The following is a 16,480-nucleotide window of genomic DNA, read 5'->3' on the forward strand; positions in this document are numbered from 1 at the left end:
GGCCTTCCTGGTAAACTAGGCACAAATGAAAAATTTAGTAGCTGTTTCTCTAATAGATATCCTCCCTCTATCCATGTAATTAAGTACATTCAGTATATACTCAAAGTAATATCTTTTTACCGTATTTACTTTCTCTTCTAAAAAGAATTTAACCATAAAAAACACCCCAGTTTTTATTCGTATCTAGCAACTGGGGTATACATCCTTTAGGAAAGCTCTTCTACATTTTTAAATAAACTTACTAATAATGCTTTTTGCGCATGCAATCGATTACCAGCTTGCTCAAATACGATAGACTGTGATCCATCTATAATCTCGCCTGTTACTTCTTCTTCACGATGGGCAGGTAAACAGTGTAAGAAGCGATATGTTTGCTTCGCATGCTTAACAAGTTCGTTATTAATTTGGTATGGTTGAAACAACGTATATTTCTCTTCTTCGCCCTCTTGCCCCATGCTCATCCAAACGTCAGTATAAATGAAATCTGCTTCATTCACCGCTAGTTCAGGGTTATGCAAAATTTCAATTTCAGCTCCTGTTTCCTTGGCAATCGCTAACGCTTTTTTTACAATCTCTTCATTCGGTTCATACCCTATAGGTGTTGCAACAGTCATATGCATTCCAACTTTTGCACTCGCTAACAACAATGAATGACATACATTATTTCCGTCACCTACGTAAGCCAATTTTATTCCTTTAAATGTATTTGTTTCTTCATATATTGTCATTAGGTCTGCCAATGCTTGACAAGGATGATGGTCATCCGTTAATCCGTTAATAACAGGTATGCTCGATTCTTTTGCAAGCTCTTCTACATCCGCATGTGAGAATGTACGTATCATAATCCCGTCAATATACTGTGATAATACTTTCGCAGTATCTGAAACGGTTTCTCCTCTTCCCATTTGCATCTCTTTTCCACTTAAAAACATACCATGTCCCCCGAGCTGTACCATTCCTGCTTCAAAAGATACACGAGTACGAGTTGAATGTTTATCAAAGATAAGACCTAATATTTTGCCTTGCAGCAAAGGCTCTTGCTTATTCTTTTTTAAATATATTGCGAACTCAATTAAAGAAATAATTTCTTCTTTCGTTAATTCTTCTAGTGTTAAAAGGTCTTTCGTATTTAATTTCGGTACTTGTACAGTTGACATGAAAATTCCCCCTTATATAATTGATACGTTTTTTGTACAAACTACTTTTTTTATCATATATACTGCCTGTTTTAACTCTTCATTCGTTACAATGAGTGGCGGTAATAGTCTTATAACATTAGGTCCTGCTTGTAATACGAGAAGTCCCTGTTTTTCTAGTTGTTCTATAAAACTTGCAACTTCATGCGTACATTCAATTCCAATCATAAGCCCTTTACCACGTATATTTTGGATACATTCGACATGTCGTAATTCCTCTTGCAACTTCTGTAATACGTACTCGCCCTTTTCCTTTACTTCTTTTAAAAACGATGATCTTTTAATTATTTGCAATACTTCTTTCGCCGCAGCCATTGCAACATAATTTCCCCCAAACGTTGAACCATGTGATCCTGCAGGAAACGATATTCCAAGTTCTTTCCTACCAATCATCGCTCCGACAGGAATCCCGTTTCCAAGCGCCTTAGCAGTAGTAACGATATGAGGTGTTATTCCCATTTGTTCGTAAGCAAATAATGTCCCTGTTCTTCCGATTCCTGTTTGGACTTCGTCTATAATAAATAAGGACCCGAACTTCTTACATAATGCTTCAATCGCTTTCAAAAAAGATAGATCAGCAGGTATGACTCCTCCCTCTCCTTGAACAACTTCTATCATTACTGCCGCAACTTCTTCATTCATTACTTCCTCTAATGCCTTTATATCGTTAAAAGGTGTATGTAAAAAAGAGGGAAGGAGCGGACCAAATCCTTCTTTCACTTTATTTTGTCCCGTCGCACTCATCGTTCCGAATGTTCTACCGTGAAAAGATTGCTCGCATGTTACGACGAGAGATTTTTCAGTATGCTTACGGGCTAGCTTCAAAGCAGCTTCATTCGCCTCTGCCCCGCTATTACAGAAGAACACATAATCTAATGCTATGTTTTCTGTTAATAATGACGCCACTTCTTCTTGTAAGCTGTTTGTAAACAGGTTAGATATATGCCATATTTCATGCAGTTGCTCTTGTACAGCTTTCATAACAGTAGGATGACAATGTCCTAAATTACATACACCAATTCCTGATGTAAAATCTAAATATTGCTTACTGTTATTATCAATGACTTTCGTTCCTTTTCCCTTTACAAACTCAATCTTTCTTCTCCCATACGTTTGAAAAAGATGACTTGTCATGCAATACTCACACCCCTCGTTACCGTCGTTCCGATACACTCACCTGTAACCTCGGTAAAATCCTTCATCCCATTTACGATACTAATCTTTTGCACTCCCATTTTTAATGATGCTAGTGCTGCCTGTACTTTCGGAATCATCCCACCGGTAATAACACCGTTTTCTATAAAATTAACAATCTCAAATTCGTCGGTTTTCTTTACTAACTTTCCTTCATGCAATACCCCATCTACATCTGTAATAAAAATGAGTTCTTTTGCAGATAATGCGGCCGCAATCCCAGCTGCAGCGGTATCCGCATTTATGTTATAAATCTCATTATCATTTATGCCGACCGGAGCAATAACAGGAATATAATTCATATTTATTAATCCTTTTAGTAAGGCCGTTTCGACATACCTTACTTCTCCCACATATCCTATCTCCTCACTGACAGGTTGAACTTGAAGTAGATTGCCGTCACATCCTGAACAACCTACCGCTCGTAAATTATGCTTTTGTAAATTCATTACGAGTTTTTTATTCGTACTTCCACATAACACCATTTGAACAACATCCATAACTTCTTTTGGTGTTACCCGTAATCCATCTCTTTTTTCTACGTTGATGTTACAATCTTTTAATTGGGCATCAATTTCTGGGCCACCACCATGAACAATCACTACTTTATACTTCTGTTGTAATTTCTTTATGCAATCAAAAAACACATCATTTAATTGATCCAACATACTACCGCCGCATTTCACTACAATATAATCGCTCATCTTCCCTCTCCTTATGTACGATAACAAGCGTTTATTTTCACATATTCATAACTTAAGTCACAGCCCCAAGCTGATCCGGTTTCTTCACCTAAATGTAAATACACATCAATGACTATTTCATCTTCTTGTAATCTCTCTTTCATTTCCTCTTCAGAAAACATTTGAGGTTCACTATTTTTCAGCACAACGATAGATTGAAGAGTAATATCAATTGTATTTGGATTAATCGCTACTTCACTTTGTCCAATGCTGCTAATAATTCGCCCCCAGTTTGGGTCTTCACCATGTATTGCTGTTTTCACAAGACTCGAACCGACTATTTGTTTTGCGATTTTCTTTGCCTCTTCATTCGTTTGAACTCCTAGCACATTTACTTCTATTAACTTCGTAGCGCCTTCACCATCTTGTGCAATTTTTTTTGCTAAATCTTCACATACCTTCTGTAAGGCAAATATGAAAGTTTCCCAATCTGCATGTTCCATATCGATTGGTTTCGTTTCTGATAATCCACTTGCCATAGCGATGACCATATCATTCGTAGAAGTATCGCCATCCACCGTAATTTGATTAAATGTATGATTCGTTATTTGTGATAATGCGGTTTGCAATACGTCATGCTCTATATGAGCGTCTGTCGTAATAAAACTTAGCATCGTTGCCATATTTGGATGAATCATCCCTGAACCTTTCGCAACACCAGCAATCATCACTTTCTTTCCATCAATCATCATCTCATAGCAAGTTTCTTTCGTTATAAGATCCGTCGTTAAGATTGCTTCAGAAAAAGAATGAGCTTCATTTTCTTCCTTCGCCGGGATAAGAGTTGCAATTCCCTTTCGGATTATATCCATCGGCAACGGAACACCAATTACACCTGTTGAAGCTACTGCAACATAATTTTCTTTCACTCCAAAATGTTCCGCCCCTAATGCACGCATCTCGTATGCATCTTGTAATCCTTTCATCCCTGTACAAGCATTTGCATTTCCACTATTGACGATAATAGCTTGTAATTTCCCCTCAGTCGTTATACTATCCTTCGTTACTTGCAAGGGGGCTGCTTGTATTTGATTTGTTGTATAAACAGCAGCACATGATGCCGGTACATCACAAATGATTGCCCCTAAATCCTTCTTCTCCTTTTTCAAACCAATTGCAGTGCCAATTGCCGAGAAACCTTTTGGTGTTACAATCGAACCATTTTCTAATTTTGTAATAGACGCTACTTTAACCATCATGTCCCCCTTATAAATAAAGCGGCATATATTGTAAACCTGTTGTTTCTTCTAGTCCCGCTATTATATTTGCATTTTGAATCGCTTGCCCAGCCGCACCTTTCATCATATTGTCTATAACAGAAACGACTGTCACGCTTCCTGTTCTTTCATCGTAAGCTATCCCCATATCACAATAATTTGAGCCCCTCACTTCTTTCGGACTTGGAAACTCTCCTTGCATGCGAATTCGAACAAAAGCTGATTGTTCATACGTCTCTTCATATAATTTTTGAAGTTGTTCTATTTCCATTTCTCGCTTTACTTTCGCATAAAGTGTAACCATAATCCCACGTGATATCGGTATTAAATGTGTACTAAATGTGATTGGCTTCGTTTTTCTATTCCATTCCGCGAGCATTTGCTCAATCTCAGGAACGTGTTGATGCTCATTTACTTTATAAATACGCAAGTTATCGTATAACTCAGGAAAGTGAGTCATCGTTGTTGGCGTTTTTCCTGCTCCAGATACTCCTGATTTCGCATCAATGATAATGGAATCTTCTTCAATTATGCCGCTACGAACTAACGGTAATATCGCTAATAATGCAGCTGTAGCAAAACATCCTGGATTTGCAATTAAATTTGCCTTTTGAATTTCGGACCTTTTCCATTCACTTAACCCATATACAGCTTCCCTAAGGACTCCTTCTTTTGCAGCTGCCCTTTTATACCACTGTTCATATATGAAAGGATCTTTCATACGAAAGTCTCCAGATAGGTCAATTACTTTTAAGCCTACTGCTAATAATTTGGGAGTTAACTCTGCTGATACTCCTGCTGGGGTTGCTAAAAATACAATTTCTGCTTCCTTCTCTATTTCCTCCACATCAATTTCTTGTAACGTATGAACAAGAACATTTTGAAAATGCGGATATACATTTGTTATACACTCACCAACTTGTGAAAAAGAATGGAGAGATACTATCGAAAAATATGGATGTTGCTCTAATAACCGAATTAATTCAATACCTCCATACCCAGTTGCTCCAATAATCGCGACCTTCATATGCTCCTCCTCATATCGATTCTTTAAATTAAGTATGATTATAATATTGTATATTTATAGAGTCAATTAAATATTTATAAATTTTATAAACTTAAAAAACTTAATTTTACTAGAAAAATAATATGCACAACCGAATTTTTATACAAAAATAGTGCATAGTAGTTTTTTTATTTCACTTCAAGTACAATAAAACAATACATACGTACATACAGGCGGGGAAAACATGAATGAAAAATTAATTGAGAAAATGATTATAAAAAGTTTTCAGCAATATCAATGTAGTCCTATGTCAAATGAGGATCAGGAAATGCTTGTTAAACATATTCAAGCAATAATTCATTCAAATACTAAAATTGATGTATACGAGGCAGTTGAGGATATCGTTTACGATTATGTGACTGGAAAATAAAAAAATAGGAGATTTCCATATGGAAATCTCCTATTTTTTACTTAATGATTTACCTGCAACACGCTCAAATAAACCTGGGAATAATGCATAAAGTTTCGGACCAATGCCCATCCATTTCGGTAAATTTACTTCACGCTTTTTCGTTTGCATTGATTTTACAATTTGCTCTGCTACATATGTTGGTTTTAACATGTATCGTCCCATATTTTTCACATATGTACCGGATTGATCAGCTATTTCAAAAAAGTTTGTATCTATCGGACCTGGATTAATCGCTGTTACGAAAACATTCGTACTGGATAACTCCATGCGTAAACTATTGGTAAATCCTAATACTGCATGTTTCGTCGCTGCATACGCACTTGATTTCGGCGTTGCAATTTTCCCAGCAAGTGAAGCAATATTAATAATATGCCCTTCGTTTCTTTTCACCATATAAGGTAGAACTGCTTTCGTACAAGCTACTAATCCAAATACATTTACTTGGAACATATCTTTCACTTCATCCATTGACGCATCTTCAAACGTTTTAAAAATACCAAATCCCGCATTGTTTACTAATATATCAATACGTCCCACTTCTTGTAATACCTTTGAAAAAACAGATTTTATCCCCGTCTCTTCACTTACATCTAATACATAATAATAGCAAGGCGTATTATAAGTTTCTTTAATTTTGTCTGCTAGCGCTTTTAATTTCTCTTCTGTTCTAGCCATTAATACTGGAGTCGCTCCCTGCTCTGCAACTTGCATTGCAACTTGCTCTCCAATTCCACTAGAAGCACCTGTAATGACGATTACTTTATTTTGTAAACGTCCCGTCATTGCTGTCACCTACTTTGCATAATAAATCAATTGTTGCGAAGATTCATCAATCATCACTTGTTGATTATATGCTAAAAAGTCTAATTGTCCAACCGTTTCTGAAATAGTAAGTGGCAATTGTTCCTTATATAATACCGGAAATAGTTTTACACATACTTCAAATGCTGTCATTGGTTTTTCCTTTAATAACTCAAGCACTTTAAATGCACGTGTTTCTTGCTTTTGTAATCTCGTTTCAATAAGTTGTTTCACATTTAGAACATCTTCTCCATGTCCTGATAAAATGCGCGAAATATTCATTTCACTTAAACGCTTTAACGTTTGATTGTATTGTAATAATGGGCGTGCCCTTTCTGTTTGTCCTTCATATGGTGGTTCTAATATTGGATTCGAAGAAATATGACTAATGAGAGCATCCCCGCCAATTAATATTCCATCAGATTCTCTATATAATGAAATATGAGTGGAAGCATGACCTGGTGTTTCAATTACTGTAAAACCAGGCATTGAATCAATACGATCTCCCTCTCTCACAGTATGCGTTAACGATCTATTACAAGAATATTTCAGTGTCCTTGTCGTCAATAACGCCTCGTCTTTCAAAAATGCTGCTGGAACACCAAATTGTAAAGCCGTCTCTCTAAAAAAATCATGATATCGCTTTAAAAATTCTGGATTTTGCGTGATCCACGGCTCATTCCAAGGGTGTCCAATAATGTTCGTCTTCTCAGAAAATATATTTAAAAGCCCACAATGATCCGCATGATGATGCGTAATAACTACTGTTTTAATATCTTCTATCGTATATCCTAATGTACCTAACTGACTTTCTAACGCATTTCTTGCCTCTTCTGTATTCGTCCCTGTATCAATTAATGTTAATGTCTCCCCCTCAACTAAAAACACATTCACAGTTTCAACTGCAAATGGCACAGGAATCTCCATTCGATGAATCGCCGTCATGCTTAGCCCCCCTGTCTCTTTCCGGTTCAAAAATGAATACTTCTTCAGTTTACAACTTCCTTATATATTTGTCATTATTTTCAGATAAAAAGAGGTGTTTCCTAGAAAAAAACGAATGTATGTACATTTATAAGAATTTCTAACCAAAATTAAAGGAGGAACATCATGTCTATTCAAAACATTTCCTTTCTCGGTGCGGGCTCTATTGCTGAAGCGATTATTGGTGGCTTGTTACATGCAAATGTTGTGAAAGGCGAACAAATTACTGTAAGTAATCGTTCTAATGAGACAAGGTTACAGGAGCTACATAACAAATACGGTGTCAAAGGTACACATAATAAAAAAGAACTACTTACTAATACAAATATTCTTTTTCTAGCAATGAAGCCAAAAGATGTTGCAGAAGCGCTTACCCCTTTTAAAGAAGACATACATAATAACCTGCTTATTATTTCGTTATTAGCAGGTGTTTCTACTCATTCAATTAGAAATCTACTTCAAAAAGACGTTCCGATTATTCGTGCCATGCCAAATACATCTGCAGCTATTTTAAAATCAGCTACTGCTATCTCATCTTCAAAACATGCAACAAAGGAACATATTCAAACTGCCATAGCTTTATTTGAAACGATCGGTCTCGTCTCTGTTGTAGAGGAAGAAGAGATGCATGCTGTCACTGCATTATCCGGAAGCGGGCCTGCTTATATTTATTACGTAGTAGAAGCGATGGAAGAAGCTGCAAAAAAAATCGGTTTAAAAGAAGATGTTGCAAAGTCACTTATTCTCCAAACAATGATTGGTGCTGCTGAAATGCTAAAAGCAAGTGAAAAACACCCGTCTATTTTGCGAAAGGAAATTACCTCTCCTGGTGGAACGACCGAAGCGGGCATTGAAGTATTACAAGAACATAAATTTCAACAAGCGCTTATTTCCTGTATTACACAGGCAGCGCAACGATCACATAACCTTGGGGAAACGTTAGAACAATTAACAAAAGAAAAATAAAAAATGGAGCTCAATCTTACTTGAGCTCCATTTTTTATAAACATATATTTTTAGTTATTCGTCTTCCCAAAAATCTCTTCTTGCAGACGGCGACCAGTCGGTGTTGCTGCAAGTCCACCTTCAGCTGTTTCACGAAGTGCTACTGGCATCGTTTGTCCGATTCTAAACATCGCCTCAATCACTTCATCACATGGAATCGTACTCGTTACACCAGCTAATGCTAAATCAGCTGAAATCATCGCATTTGCAGCTCCTGCTGCATTACGTTTTACGCAAGGTACTTCTACAAGTCCTGCAACAGGATCGCATACTAAACCAAGCATGTTCTTTAATGAAATTGCCATCGCTGTAGCTGCTTGGTCTTGTGTTCCACCAGCCATTTCAACTGCAGCTGCAGCTGCCATTCCACTTGCTGAACCAACTTCAGCTTGGCATCCTCCCGCTGCACCAGAAATACAAGCGTTATTCGCAACAACCATACCGAAAGCTCCCGCTGTAAATAAGAATTCAATCATTTCTTCACGTGTAGGCTGCAATTTTTCTCTTAGTGCAAATAGTACACCTGGCACTGTTCCAGCAGACCCTGCTGTTGGTGTTGCACAAATAATTCCCATCGCTGCGTTTACTTCATTTGTTGCAACAGCTTTACTCACTGCGTCCAAAATCGTATCTCCAGATAAGCCTTTTCCACTCTTCATATACGCCTGAACTTTTACAGCATCTCCACCAGTTAAACCAGTTGGTGATTTCACTCCGCGAATACCACGTTCTACCGCTTGCTCCATCACGACTAAGTTCTTTTCCATACCAGCAATTACTTCTTCACGTGAAATACTTCTTGTTTCCATTTCACATTGAATCATAATTTCTGCGATTTTTACATTTTGTTCTTTAGCTTGCGCCACTAGTTCCGCTGCGTTCCGAAACATGGTGTGTCCCCCCTGCAATTATTCCATAATAGTTACTTGACAAATATTTTGTTGCGCTTTTATTTCTTCAATCACTTCATCTGCTAATATTTCATCTGTTTCGATGACCATAAGCGCTCTTCTTCCTTTTTCCTTACGAGAAACACTCATTGTACTAATGTTAATCTCGTGTTTCGCAAGGATTGAAGCTACTGCTGCAATAGCACCGAAGCGATCGTTATTTACAATAAGTAGTGCTGGACTCGTGCCTGATAATTGAAGATCGAATCCGTTTAATTCTACAACTTCAATTTTACCGCCACCAATTGAGCAAGCAACAACTTCAATTTCTTCTTCACCTTTATACAAACGAATTCTCGCTGTATTTGGGTGAGGTGCATTGGCATCCTCTTCAATAAATTCCACTTCAATTTCGCGCTCTTTTGCTATCTCTAGCGCCTCTGGAATACGTAAGTCATCTGTTTCAAACCCTAATATCCCACCTATTAGCGCTACATCTGTACCATGCCCACGATACGTCTTTGCAAATGATCCATATAATGAAATGCTTACTCTTTCTGGTTCATGACGAAACAGCTGGCGAGCAACTTGCCCCATTCTTGCTGCGCCTGCTGTATGTGAACTTGATGGACCAATCATAACTGGACCGATAATATCAAATACTGAGCGATACTTCATCATAACTCCCCCTAAACCTCTATGAAAAAATTTTTTACTATTCTATTAAGCTACCAAATCGGTTGCTTTTCCAGTTGTACTACGAATTTGTTCCGCTATACGAATTGGATCGTTTTTGAATAACAGTGAAGCGATATATCCTGAAATAATACCAGTTATAATATGAAATAAGAAACTTAGCATTACCTTCATTTACACATAATATAAGATAATCTACAGTAAAGTCTTGTAGCAATCCAAAGTTTAACACAGAACCCCTTACAAGCATAGCATAAACAAGTGAAACGCCCATTGCTTTCATACCTTTTGATGCCTTAAAGCTAAAAAGTGAAAAAGGCTTCATACAAATAATAGTAATGTCCTTCCTATTATAATTTCCATGTTGCCCTCTCACAATTTATTCAACTTCACTTGTTATGATAAACGTCTCAAACACATGTAGCCTACAGTAAATTATAATCTGTCCTCATTATAGCTTGTTTTTAATAAAACGCTTACTTTTAATGAATTTTAAAAGTTCTGAATAACAATCCATTTTTGCTATTTGTACTACTTGTATGTCGTCCGACTTATATAACAGTTTTTCTAAACAATCGATACTATGTTGTTTCATCTTATATCTTTACATCATTAAAACCTTCTGTTTCATCCTATATAAGCATAAAATGATAACAGTTTTATTTTTATTTTTTTTTAGAAATAAAAAAATGGCAACCTTTCGTCACCATTTTTTCACAACATTATTATCTGTCCACTGGAAATGATTTTAAATCTGTAGCTATTTCTGTATTAGAAAATAGCTCTCTTGCCTCTTTCAATAATTCCTTATATGTATCCCCTTGATAACGAGAACTAATATGAGTTAATATTAATCGTTTTGCATTTGCCTGAAGTGCAATACTCGCAGCTTGCTTAGATGTGGAATGAAAATAATCATAAGCTTGTTGTTCATCTTCTGCTGCAAAAGTTGCTTCATGAACAAGTACGTCAGCGTCTTGTGCTAGCTCTCTACTCGCTTCACAATATCTCGTATCACCTAAAATGGTAATAATTCTTCCCTTTTGAGGTGGGCCGATAAAATCTTTTCCGTTTAGTATCGTACCATTTTCCAATTCAACCACTTCTCCATCTTTTAAACGTTTAAAGAGTGGACCTGGTTTCACGCCCATCTCCAGCAATTTATCGACTAAAAGGGCGCCTTGTATATCTTTCTCTATAATACGATACCCAAAACATTCAATACCGTGTGACAATCTTTTCGTTTCCACATGAAATTCATTATCTTCAAACACAGTACCTTCTTCTGTTATCTCAACAATTTCAAGCGGGTATTTTACATGTGTCGTACTTACTGATAATGCGACTTCAATAAATTGTTTAATTCCTTTTGGTCCATACACTGTTAAAGGTGTAGTCCCTCCTTGGAACGAACGGCTTCCTAATAAACCAGGCAATCCAAAAATATGATCACCATGTAAATGCGTAATAAATATTTTTTCAATGCGGCGTGGACGTACTGATGTATGTAATATTTGATGTTGCGTCGCCTCGCCACAATCAAATAACCAAGTCTGTCCTCGTTCTTCTAACAATTGCAAAGCAATTGCTGAAACGTTCCTTCCTTTCGAAGGAACACCTGCACCAGTTCCTAAAAATACAAATTCCACTTTCTTTCCTCCAGCTCTTTATATAATCTACCTTTCATCTTACGGAATGTTATTTCAAATGGCAAATCGAATTTACATAACCAATCATCTAGACAACTATATATCACGAACGTTATACTCAAAAAACTTAGCAATCGTTCGTGTTTTATGTTAAAATGATTATACTACATTTTAAGGGAGCGTTTTATTATGAAAGAAGCATTTCGTTTACAAACTGATTTTTCATCTTCATTTGATCGCTGGGTAAGTTCTTTCGTGTCTGATCACCCAGCACAATTAGAATGGACGACTTTGAAAGAATTAATCCATGAATATACAACAACACATACAAATGACTCGTTACCAACATATATTTCTTCAGCTTTAACATATTATGCACAACGTGTTTCAACAACAAATCGTTCAGAAATTGTTATTTTTGAAAATGCTACAATCTCATAATCTATAAAAAAAGCACTGTAATCAGTGCTTTTTTTATGTTTATTACGGTATTTATTTTCCAAACTTATTTCCAAAAACCCCCTCTTATTTCCTACTATATAGCCAAGATGAATCTATTTGAGTTTTCAAAAAAATATATTGACACTACAAAATTTCAGTGCTAACATTCAACGTGTAATTGAATATGGTCTCTGTTAGGTGAGGCTCCTGTATAGAGAAACGCTGCTGCCCAAAAATGTCGAGAGACGCCAATGGGTCAACAGGAAAGGTCGGAATGAAGGCCTTTTTTAACGTAGCTGGTTTCAGTACCTATGCTATACAGTGCTAAAACTCAACGAGGGAGAGGTGCGTATATTTTGTCATACACAAAACTGTTTTAATCTATATTTACTAACAGTCTTTGTCGTGGACTCTTTTAACTACAAATTCAGACCTTTACTCGTTTTGAGTAAAGGTCTTTTTACGTATATATGCACCTTACTATGAAACAAACATAGCATATTCAGAAACTACTAAATTGTACGGAGGTGAGGAACAGTTGGCAATTGATGATTCGGCCCAGATACCCATATGTTTTACGTTAATATTTCATCATGTAGGTAGGAAAGAAACTGTTCCTCCTAATTTTAAATAGTCGAGTAACAGCTTGTTTCCTCCTTCATGAAAAAGGAGGAACTACCGATGTTAAATTTACAAAAACAAGAAACGAAACATTCATACGATCAAGATTGTATGAAAACAAATCACAAATTATTAGTGGAAGTCGCAACGCAGGATGCAAACAAAGCGTTACGACTTTTAGAAACAACAGAAAATGGACTCTCTAAAGAAGAAGCGTCTCGTAGACTTTCTTTATATGGCCTTAATGAAATAGCTCATAATAAAACATCACCGTGGTACATTCAATTTCTGCTGGCATTTAAAAATCCATTTATTTTTGTTTTATTAGCTCTCGGCGCACTTTCTTTTTTCACAGATGACATACAAGGAACGATTGTCGTATCTGTAATGGTAATGCTAAGTGCAACGATTCGCTTTTTACAAGAATTTCGTTCTCAAAAAGCTGCAGATCAGTTAAAGGCTATGGTTCGAACAACGGCGAGTGTCTTTAGAATAGATGGATTTGTACACGAAACAAAAAATGTAAAAAATTTAAAGCAAACTGATACAACGGAAATTCCAATTGAGGAACTTGTACCTGGCGATATTATTTCACTTTCAGCCGGAGACATTGTTCCAGCTGATGTGCGTATTTTATCGGCTAAAGATTTATTTGTGAACCAATCTTCTTTAACAGGAGAAGCACTTCCTGTAGAAAAATACGAAAACTGCTACCATACAGAAAATAAACATCTATTACCGAAAAGCACGAAAAAAAATTACAATCCACTCGATATGGAAAATCTTTGCTTCATGGGGACAAATATTGTAAGTGGTAGCGCAAGAGCGGTTGTCATCTCCACAAGTACCGATACGTATTTTGGCTCTTTAGCAAATAAAGTAATCGGTAAGCGCGTAGAAACAAGCTTTGATAAAGGTGTAAACAAAGTAAGCTGGCTTTTAATTACATTCATGCTTATTATGGCACCTATCGTTCTTCTCATTAACGGATTCACAAAAGGGGATTGGCAAGAAGCTTTCTTCTTCGCTATTGCAATCGCAGTTGGTCTAACACCTGAAATGTTACCAATGATTGTGACTGCTAATTTAGCTAAAGGTGCCGTTAACATGTCTAAACAGAAAGTAATTGTAAAACAGCTGAATTCTATTCAAAACTTAGGTGCTATGAACATTCTTTGTACCGATAAAACAGGAACTTTAACAGAAGATAAAGTTGTACTTGTTCGGCACTTAAATCCTAATGGTAATACATGTAATCGTGTATTACACTTTGCCTATTTAAATAGCTTCTATCAAACAGGATTGAAAAATTTAATAGATAAAGCCGTTATAAAACATACAGAAGAAAATCAAAAATTTGATCCATCTGTTTTTCAAAAGCTAGATGAAATTCCATTTGACTTTGCTCGTCGGCGTATGTCCGTCATTATAAAAAACAATTCAGGTGAACATACAATGGTCTGTAAAGGGGCTGTAGAAGAAATTTTATCTATTTGCAACTACACTGAAATAGATGGCAAAATTGCTTCTCTTACCGATGACATGCGCTTACATGTAAAACAACTAAGTGAAACTTTGAATAGTGAAGGTATGCGCGTTATTGCTGTAGCTTATAAAAAAAATAGACCAACAAATAATAAAGAGTACGCCGTACAAGATGAAAATGATATGATTCTCGCTGGATATATTGGCTTTTTAGATCCGCCGAAACCATCTGCCGTTACTGCCATTCAAGCATTACAAAAACATGGTGTACAAGTAAAAATTTTAACTGGTGATAACGAAATCGTGACAAAAAAGGTATGTAAAGAAGTTGGATTAAATATTGGCGAGCCTATCCTTGGTTACGAAATCGATGCTTTACCTGATAAAGCATTAGCAAAGCTAGTCGAAGAAACAACTGTTTTTGCTAAACTAAATCCAATGCAAAAATCCCGCATTATACGAGTATTACAAGGAAACGGACACACTGTAGGTTATATGGGAGATGGCATTAACGACGCCGTAGCGTTACGGGAAGCTGACGTTGGCATATGTGTTGATACTGCAACTGATATTGCAAAAGAGTCTTCCGATATTATTCTACTTGAAAAAAGTTTAATGATATTAGAAGCAGGTATTTTAGAAGGACGCACTACATTCGGTAATATTTTGAAATACATTAAAATGACAGCAAGCTCTAACTTCGGAAATGTATTTAGTGTGTTAGTAGCAAGTGCCTTCATTCCTTTCTTGCCGATGCTTGCCATTCACCTTTTAATTCAAAACTTACTTTATGATATTTCACAACTGTCTATCCCATGGGACAAAATGGATAAAGAGTTTTTAGAAAAACCAAGAAAATGGGATACTGCAAATTTACGGAACTTCATTATTTGCATCGGTCCCATTAGTTCCATATTTGATATCATCACCTATGTGGTCATGTGGAACGTCTTCAGTGCAAATACAGCTAGCGAACAATCATTATTCCAATCTGGTTGGTTTGTCGTTGGATTGCTAACACAAACTTTAATTGTTCACATGATAAGAACACAGAAGATTCCATTTATTCAAAGTACCGCATCAGTACCGGTTCTTTTATTAACCGCTTGTATTATGATAATCGGAATTTATATTCCATTCTCGCCACTTGGAGCAGCCGTTGGATTACAAGCATTACCACTTAGCTATTTCCCTTGGTTAGTAGGGATACTATTAGGCTATGCTTTCTTAACACAATTCCTGAAAAATCTTTATATTAAAAAGTTTCATAGCTGGTTATAAAAATGAGAATGAGCGGGTGCTTCCCGCTCATTCTCAAAAACATAACTTGGACTTATATGTATGGAGGTGACCATGATGGTATGGTATGACATTGTACTAAGATTATTTATTGCAATTATTGTAGGTGCTTGCATCGGAATGGAACGACAATGGAGACATAGGATGGCTGGGCTACGGACAAATGCTCTCGTATCACTTGGTGCCTGTATATTTGTTTTATTATCCGTCATGATTGATCACGATGCTAGCCCTTCACGTATTGCCTCTCAAGTCGTCAGTGGGATTGGTTTTTTAGGAGGCGGCGTTATTATCCGCGATGGTTTTAGTATTAGAGGGCTTAATACTGCGGCTACCCTATGGTGCGCAGCTGCTGTTGGTACTCTTACAGGCGCTGGTTTCCTCATTGCAGCTATATTAGGTGCAGCTGGTGTTTTACTAGCAAACATACTACTTCGCCCAATCGCTCTCTTTATGAATCAGAAATCAAAAGAAGAATCACCTGAACAAACGAACTACTTACTTTCTCTCACTTGTTCAGAAGAACATGAAGCCCATATTCGTTTTTTACTTATGCATATGGTAAGTTCTGAAGGCATTGGTTTAAAAGAATTGTATAGTGAAGACGTAGATTCTAATCAAAAAGTATGTATACAAGCGACATTACACTGCAACACAAATACAGCAGTCTTAATTGAAAAAATAGTGAGCAGAATGCTATTAGAATCTGGCGTTACTGCAGCTGGTTGGAAAACTTCATTAGATTTAGAAGCAAGTTGAACATAAAAGGTGTCATGATATT

The 16,480-nt window shown here is 36.6% G+C and carries 16 protein-coding genes and 1 riboswitch; of the genes, 5 read left to right on the forward strand and 11 right to left on the reverse strand.

Going from position 1 to position 16,480, the window contains the following annotated elements:
- Positions 1-206: 206 nt before the first annotated feature.
- Genes argF through argC form a run of 5 tightly spaced genes read right to left on the reverse strand, consistent with a single transcriptional unit; the run spans position 207 to position 5,377 of the window.
- A complete protein-coding gene (argF, locus tag PSR14_RS21635; protein ID WP_000108859.1) occupies positions 207-1,157 on the reverse strand; it encodes an ornithine carbamoyltransferase in 951 nt (316 codons plus the stop codon).
- A 12-nt stretch (positions 1,158-1,169) separates the two neighbouring features.
- Positions 1,170-2,330, reverse strand: a complete 1,161-nt coding sequence (gene argD / locus PSR14_RS21640) for an acetylornithine transaminase (RefSeq protein WP_000200513.1) — start codon at positions 2,328-2,330, stop codon at positions 1,170-1,172.
- Entirely contained in the window at positions 2,327-3,094 is a 768-nt protein-coding gene (gene argB / locus PSR14_RS21645) for an acetylglutamate kinase (RefSeq protein ID WP_001286784.1), read from the reverse strand. The genes argD and argB overlap by 4 nt, the downstream gene beginning before the upstream one ends.
- An 11-nt stretch (positions 3,095-3,105) precedes the next feature.
- Complete coding sequence (gene argJ / locus PSR14_RS21650; RefSeq protein ID WP_142328669.1) at positions 3,106-4,329, reverse strand: bifunctional glutamate N-acetyltransferase/amino-acid acetyltransferase ArgJ; 1,224 nt, start codon at positions 4,327-4,329, stop codon at positions 3,106-3,108.
- 10 nt (positions 4,330-4,339) lie between these two features.
- Entirely contained in the window at positions 4,340-5,377 is a 1,038-nt protein-coding gene (gene argC / locus PSR14_RS21655; RefSeq protein ID WP_000861264.1) for an N-acetyl-gamma-glutamyl-phosphate reductase, read from the reverse strand.
- Positions 5,378-5,600: 223 nt separating this feature from the next.
- On the opposite strand from argC, the gene PSR14_RS21660 reads away from it, so the two are divergent.
- Complete coding sequence (locus PSR14_RS21660) at positions 5,601-5,786, forward strand: YqzH family protein (protein WP_001003229.1); 186 nt, start codon at positions 5,601-5,603, stop codon at positions 5,784-5,786.
- 30 nt (positions 5,787-5,816) lie between these two features.
- Here PSR14_RS21660 and PSR14_RS21665 read toward each other — a convergent pair whose 3' ends face one another.
- Positions 5,817-6,611, reverse strand: a complete 795-nt coding sequence (locus PSR14_RS21665) for an SDR family oxidoreductase (protein WP_000147807.1) — start codon at positions 6,609-6,611, stop codon at positions 5,817-5,819.
- A 9-nt stretch (positions 6,612-6,620) separates the two neighbouring features.
- The gene (locus PSR14_RS21670; protein WP_000125138.1) at positions 6,621-7,574 is read right to left on the reverse strand and encodes an MBL fold metallo-hydrolase; all 954 of its coding nucleotides are present in this window, start codon (positions 7,572-7,574) and stop codon (positions 6,621-6,623) included.
- Between the two features lie 165 nt (positions 7,575-7,739).
- On the opposite strand from PSR14_RS21670, the gene proI reads away from it, so the two are divergent.
- The gene (proI, locus tag PSR14_RS21675; RefSeq protein ID WP_000027266.1) at positions 7,740-8,579 is read left to right on the forward strand and encodes a pyrroline-5-carboxylate reductase ProI; all 840 of its coding nucleotides are present in this window, start codon (positions 7,740-7,742) and stop codon (positions 8,577-8,579) included.
- A gap of 50 nt (positions 8,580-8,629) precedes the next feature.
- Here the strand turns inward: proI and sdaAA are convergent, their stop codons facing one another.
- The 4 genes from sdaAA to rnz form a co-directional block, all read right to left on the reverse strand.
- Positions 8,630-9,508: an L-serine ammonia-lyase, iron-sulfur-dependent, subunit alpha gene (gene sdaAA, locus PSR14_RS21680; protein WP_000489462.1), complete on the reverse strand. Its 879-nt coding sequence runs from the start codon at positions 9,506-9,508 to the stop codon at positions 8,630-8,632.
- Positions 9,509-9,526: 18 nt separating this feature from the next.
- Positions 9,527-10,186 carry an L-serine ammonia-lyase, iron-sulfur-dependent subunit beta gene (gene sdaAB / locus PSR14_RS21685; RefSeq protein WP_000877446.1) on the reverse strand — a complete coding sequence of 220 codons (660 nt, stop codon included), beginning with the start codon at positions 10,184-10,186 and terminating at the stop codon, positions 9,527-9,529.
- Between the two features lie 45 nt (positions 10,187-10,231).
- Entirely contained in the window at positions 10,232-10,369 is a 138-nt protein-coding gene (locus PSR14_RS21690) for a hypothetical protein (RefSeq protein ID WP_154214285.1), read from the reverse strand.
- A 560-nt stretch (positions 10,370-10,929) separates the two neighbouring features.
- Entirely contained in the window at positions 10,930-11,853 is a 924-nt protein-coding gene (gene rnz, locus PSR14_RS21695; protein WP_000397443.1) for a ribonuclease Z, read from the reverse strand.
- Between the two features lie 189 nt (positions 11,854-12,042).
- Here rnz and PSR14_RS21700 point away from each other — a divergent pair, with 189 nt between their 5' ends.
- From PSR14_RS21700 to PSR14_RS21710, 3 genes are all read left to right on the forward strand, one after another.
- Positions 12,043-12,294 (forward strand): DUF3932 family protein, encoded by a 252-nt coding sequence (locus PSR14_RS21700; RefSeq protein ID WP_000656493.1) that lies wholly within the window; start codon positions 12,043-12,045, stop codon positions 12,292-12,294.
- A gap of 183 nt (positions 12,295-12,477) precedes the next feature.
- Positions 12,478-12,643, forward strand: a riboswitch (M-box (ykoK) riboswitch).
- A gap of 332 nt (positions 12,644-12,975) precedes the next feature.
- Positions 12,976-15,681, forward strand: coding sequence for a magnesium-translocating P-type ATPase (gene mgtA, locus PSR14_RS21705; protein WP_113732762.1), 2,706 nt, complete (start codon positions 12,976-12,978; stop codon positions 15,679-15,681).
- A gap of 75 nt (positions 15,682-15,756) precedes the next feature.
- The gene (locus tag PSR14_RS21710) at positions 15,757-16,458 is read left to right on the forward strand and encodes an MgtC/SapB family protein (RefSeq protein ID WP_000262357.1); all 702 of its coding nucleotides are present in this window, start codon (positions 15,757-15,759) and stop codon (positions 16,456-16,458) included.
- Positions 16,459-16,480 lie beyond the last annotated feature (22 nt).

Source organism: Bacillus sp. A01H, assembly GCF_045277205.1.
GTDB classification, from domain to species: Bacteria; Bacillota; Bacilli; order Bacillales; family Bacillaceae_G; genus Bacillus_A; species Bacillus_A paranthracis.

What these genes read in the sequence shown, in the direction of transcription:
- argF (WP_000108859.1), bottom strand. Translation starts at nt 1,157, where the DNA reads ATGTCAACTGTACAAGTACCGAAATTAAATACGAAAGACCTTTTAACA.
- argD (WP_000200513.1), bottom strand. Translation starts at nt 2,330, where the DNA reads ATGACAAGTCATCTTTTTCAAACGTATGGGAGAAGAAAGATTGAGTTT.
- argB (WP_001286784.1), bottom strand. Translation starts at nt 3,094, where the DNA reads ATGAGCGATTATATTGTAGTGAAATGCGGCGGTAGTATGTTGGATCAA.
- argJ (WP_142328669.1), bottom strand. Translation starts at nt 4,329, where the DNA reads ATGGTTAAAGTAGCGTCTATTACAAAATTAGAAAATGGTTCGATTGTA.
- argC (WP_000861264.1), bottom strand. Translation starts at nt 5,377, where the DNA reads ATGAAGGTCGCGATTATTGGAGCAACTGGGTATGGAGGTATTGAATTA.
- PSR14_RS21660 (WP_001003229.1), top strand. Translation starts at nt 5,601, where the DNA reads ATGAATGAAAAATTAATTGAGAAAATGATTATAAAAAGTTTTCAGCAA.
- PSR14_RS21665 (WP_000147807.1), bottom strand. Translation starts at nt 6,611, where the DNA reads ATGACGGGACGTTTACAAAATAAAGTAATCGTCATTACAGGTGCTTCT.
- PSR14_RS21670 (WP_000125138.1), bottom strand. Translation starts at nt 7,574, where the DNA reads ATGACGGCGATTCATCGAATGGAGATTCCTGTGCCATTTGCAGTTGAA.
- proI (WP_000027266.1), top strand. Translation starts at nt 7,740, where the DNA reads ATGTCTATTCAAAACATTTCCTTTCTCGGTGCGGGCTCTATTGCTGAA.
- sdaAA (WP_000489462.1), bottom strand. Translation starts at nt 9,508, where the DNA reads ATGTTTCGGAACGCAGCGGAACTAGTGGCGCAAGCTAAAGAACAAAAT.
- sdaAB (WP_000877446.1), bottom strand. Translation starts at nt 10,186, where the DNA reads ATGAAGTATCGCTCAGTATTTGATATTATCGGTCCAGTTATGATTGGT.
- PSR14_RS21690 (WP_154214285.1), bottom strand. Translation starts at nt 10,369, where the DNA reads ATGCTAAGTTTCTTATTTCATATTATAACTGGTATTATTTCAGGATAT.
- PSR14_RS21700 (WP_000656493.1), top strand. Translation starts at nt 12,043, where the DNA reads ATGAAAGAAGCATTTCGTTTACAAACTGATTTTTCATCTTCATTTGAT.
- mgtA (WP_113732762.1), top strand. Translation starts at nt 12,976, where the DNA reads ATGTTAAATTTACAAAAACAAGAAACGAAACATTCATACGATCAAGAT.
- PSR14_RS21710 (WP_000262357.1), top strand. Translation starts at nt 15,757, where the DNA reads ATGGTATGGTATGACATTGTACTAAGATTATTTATTGCAATTATTGTA.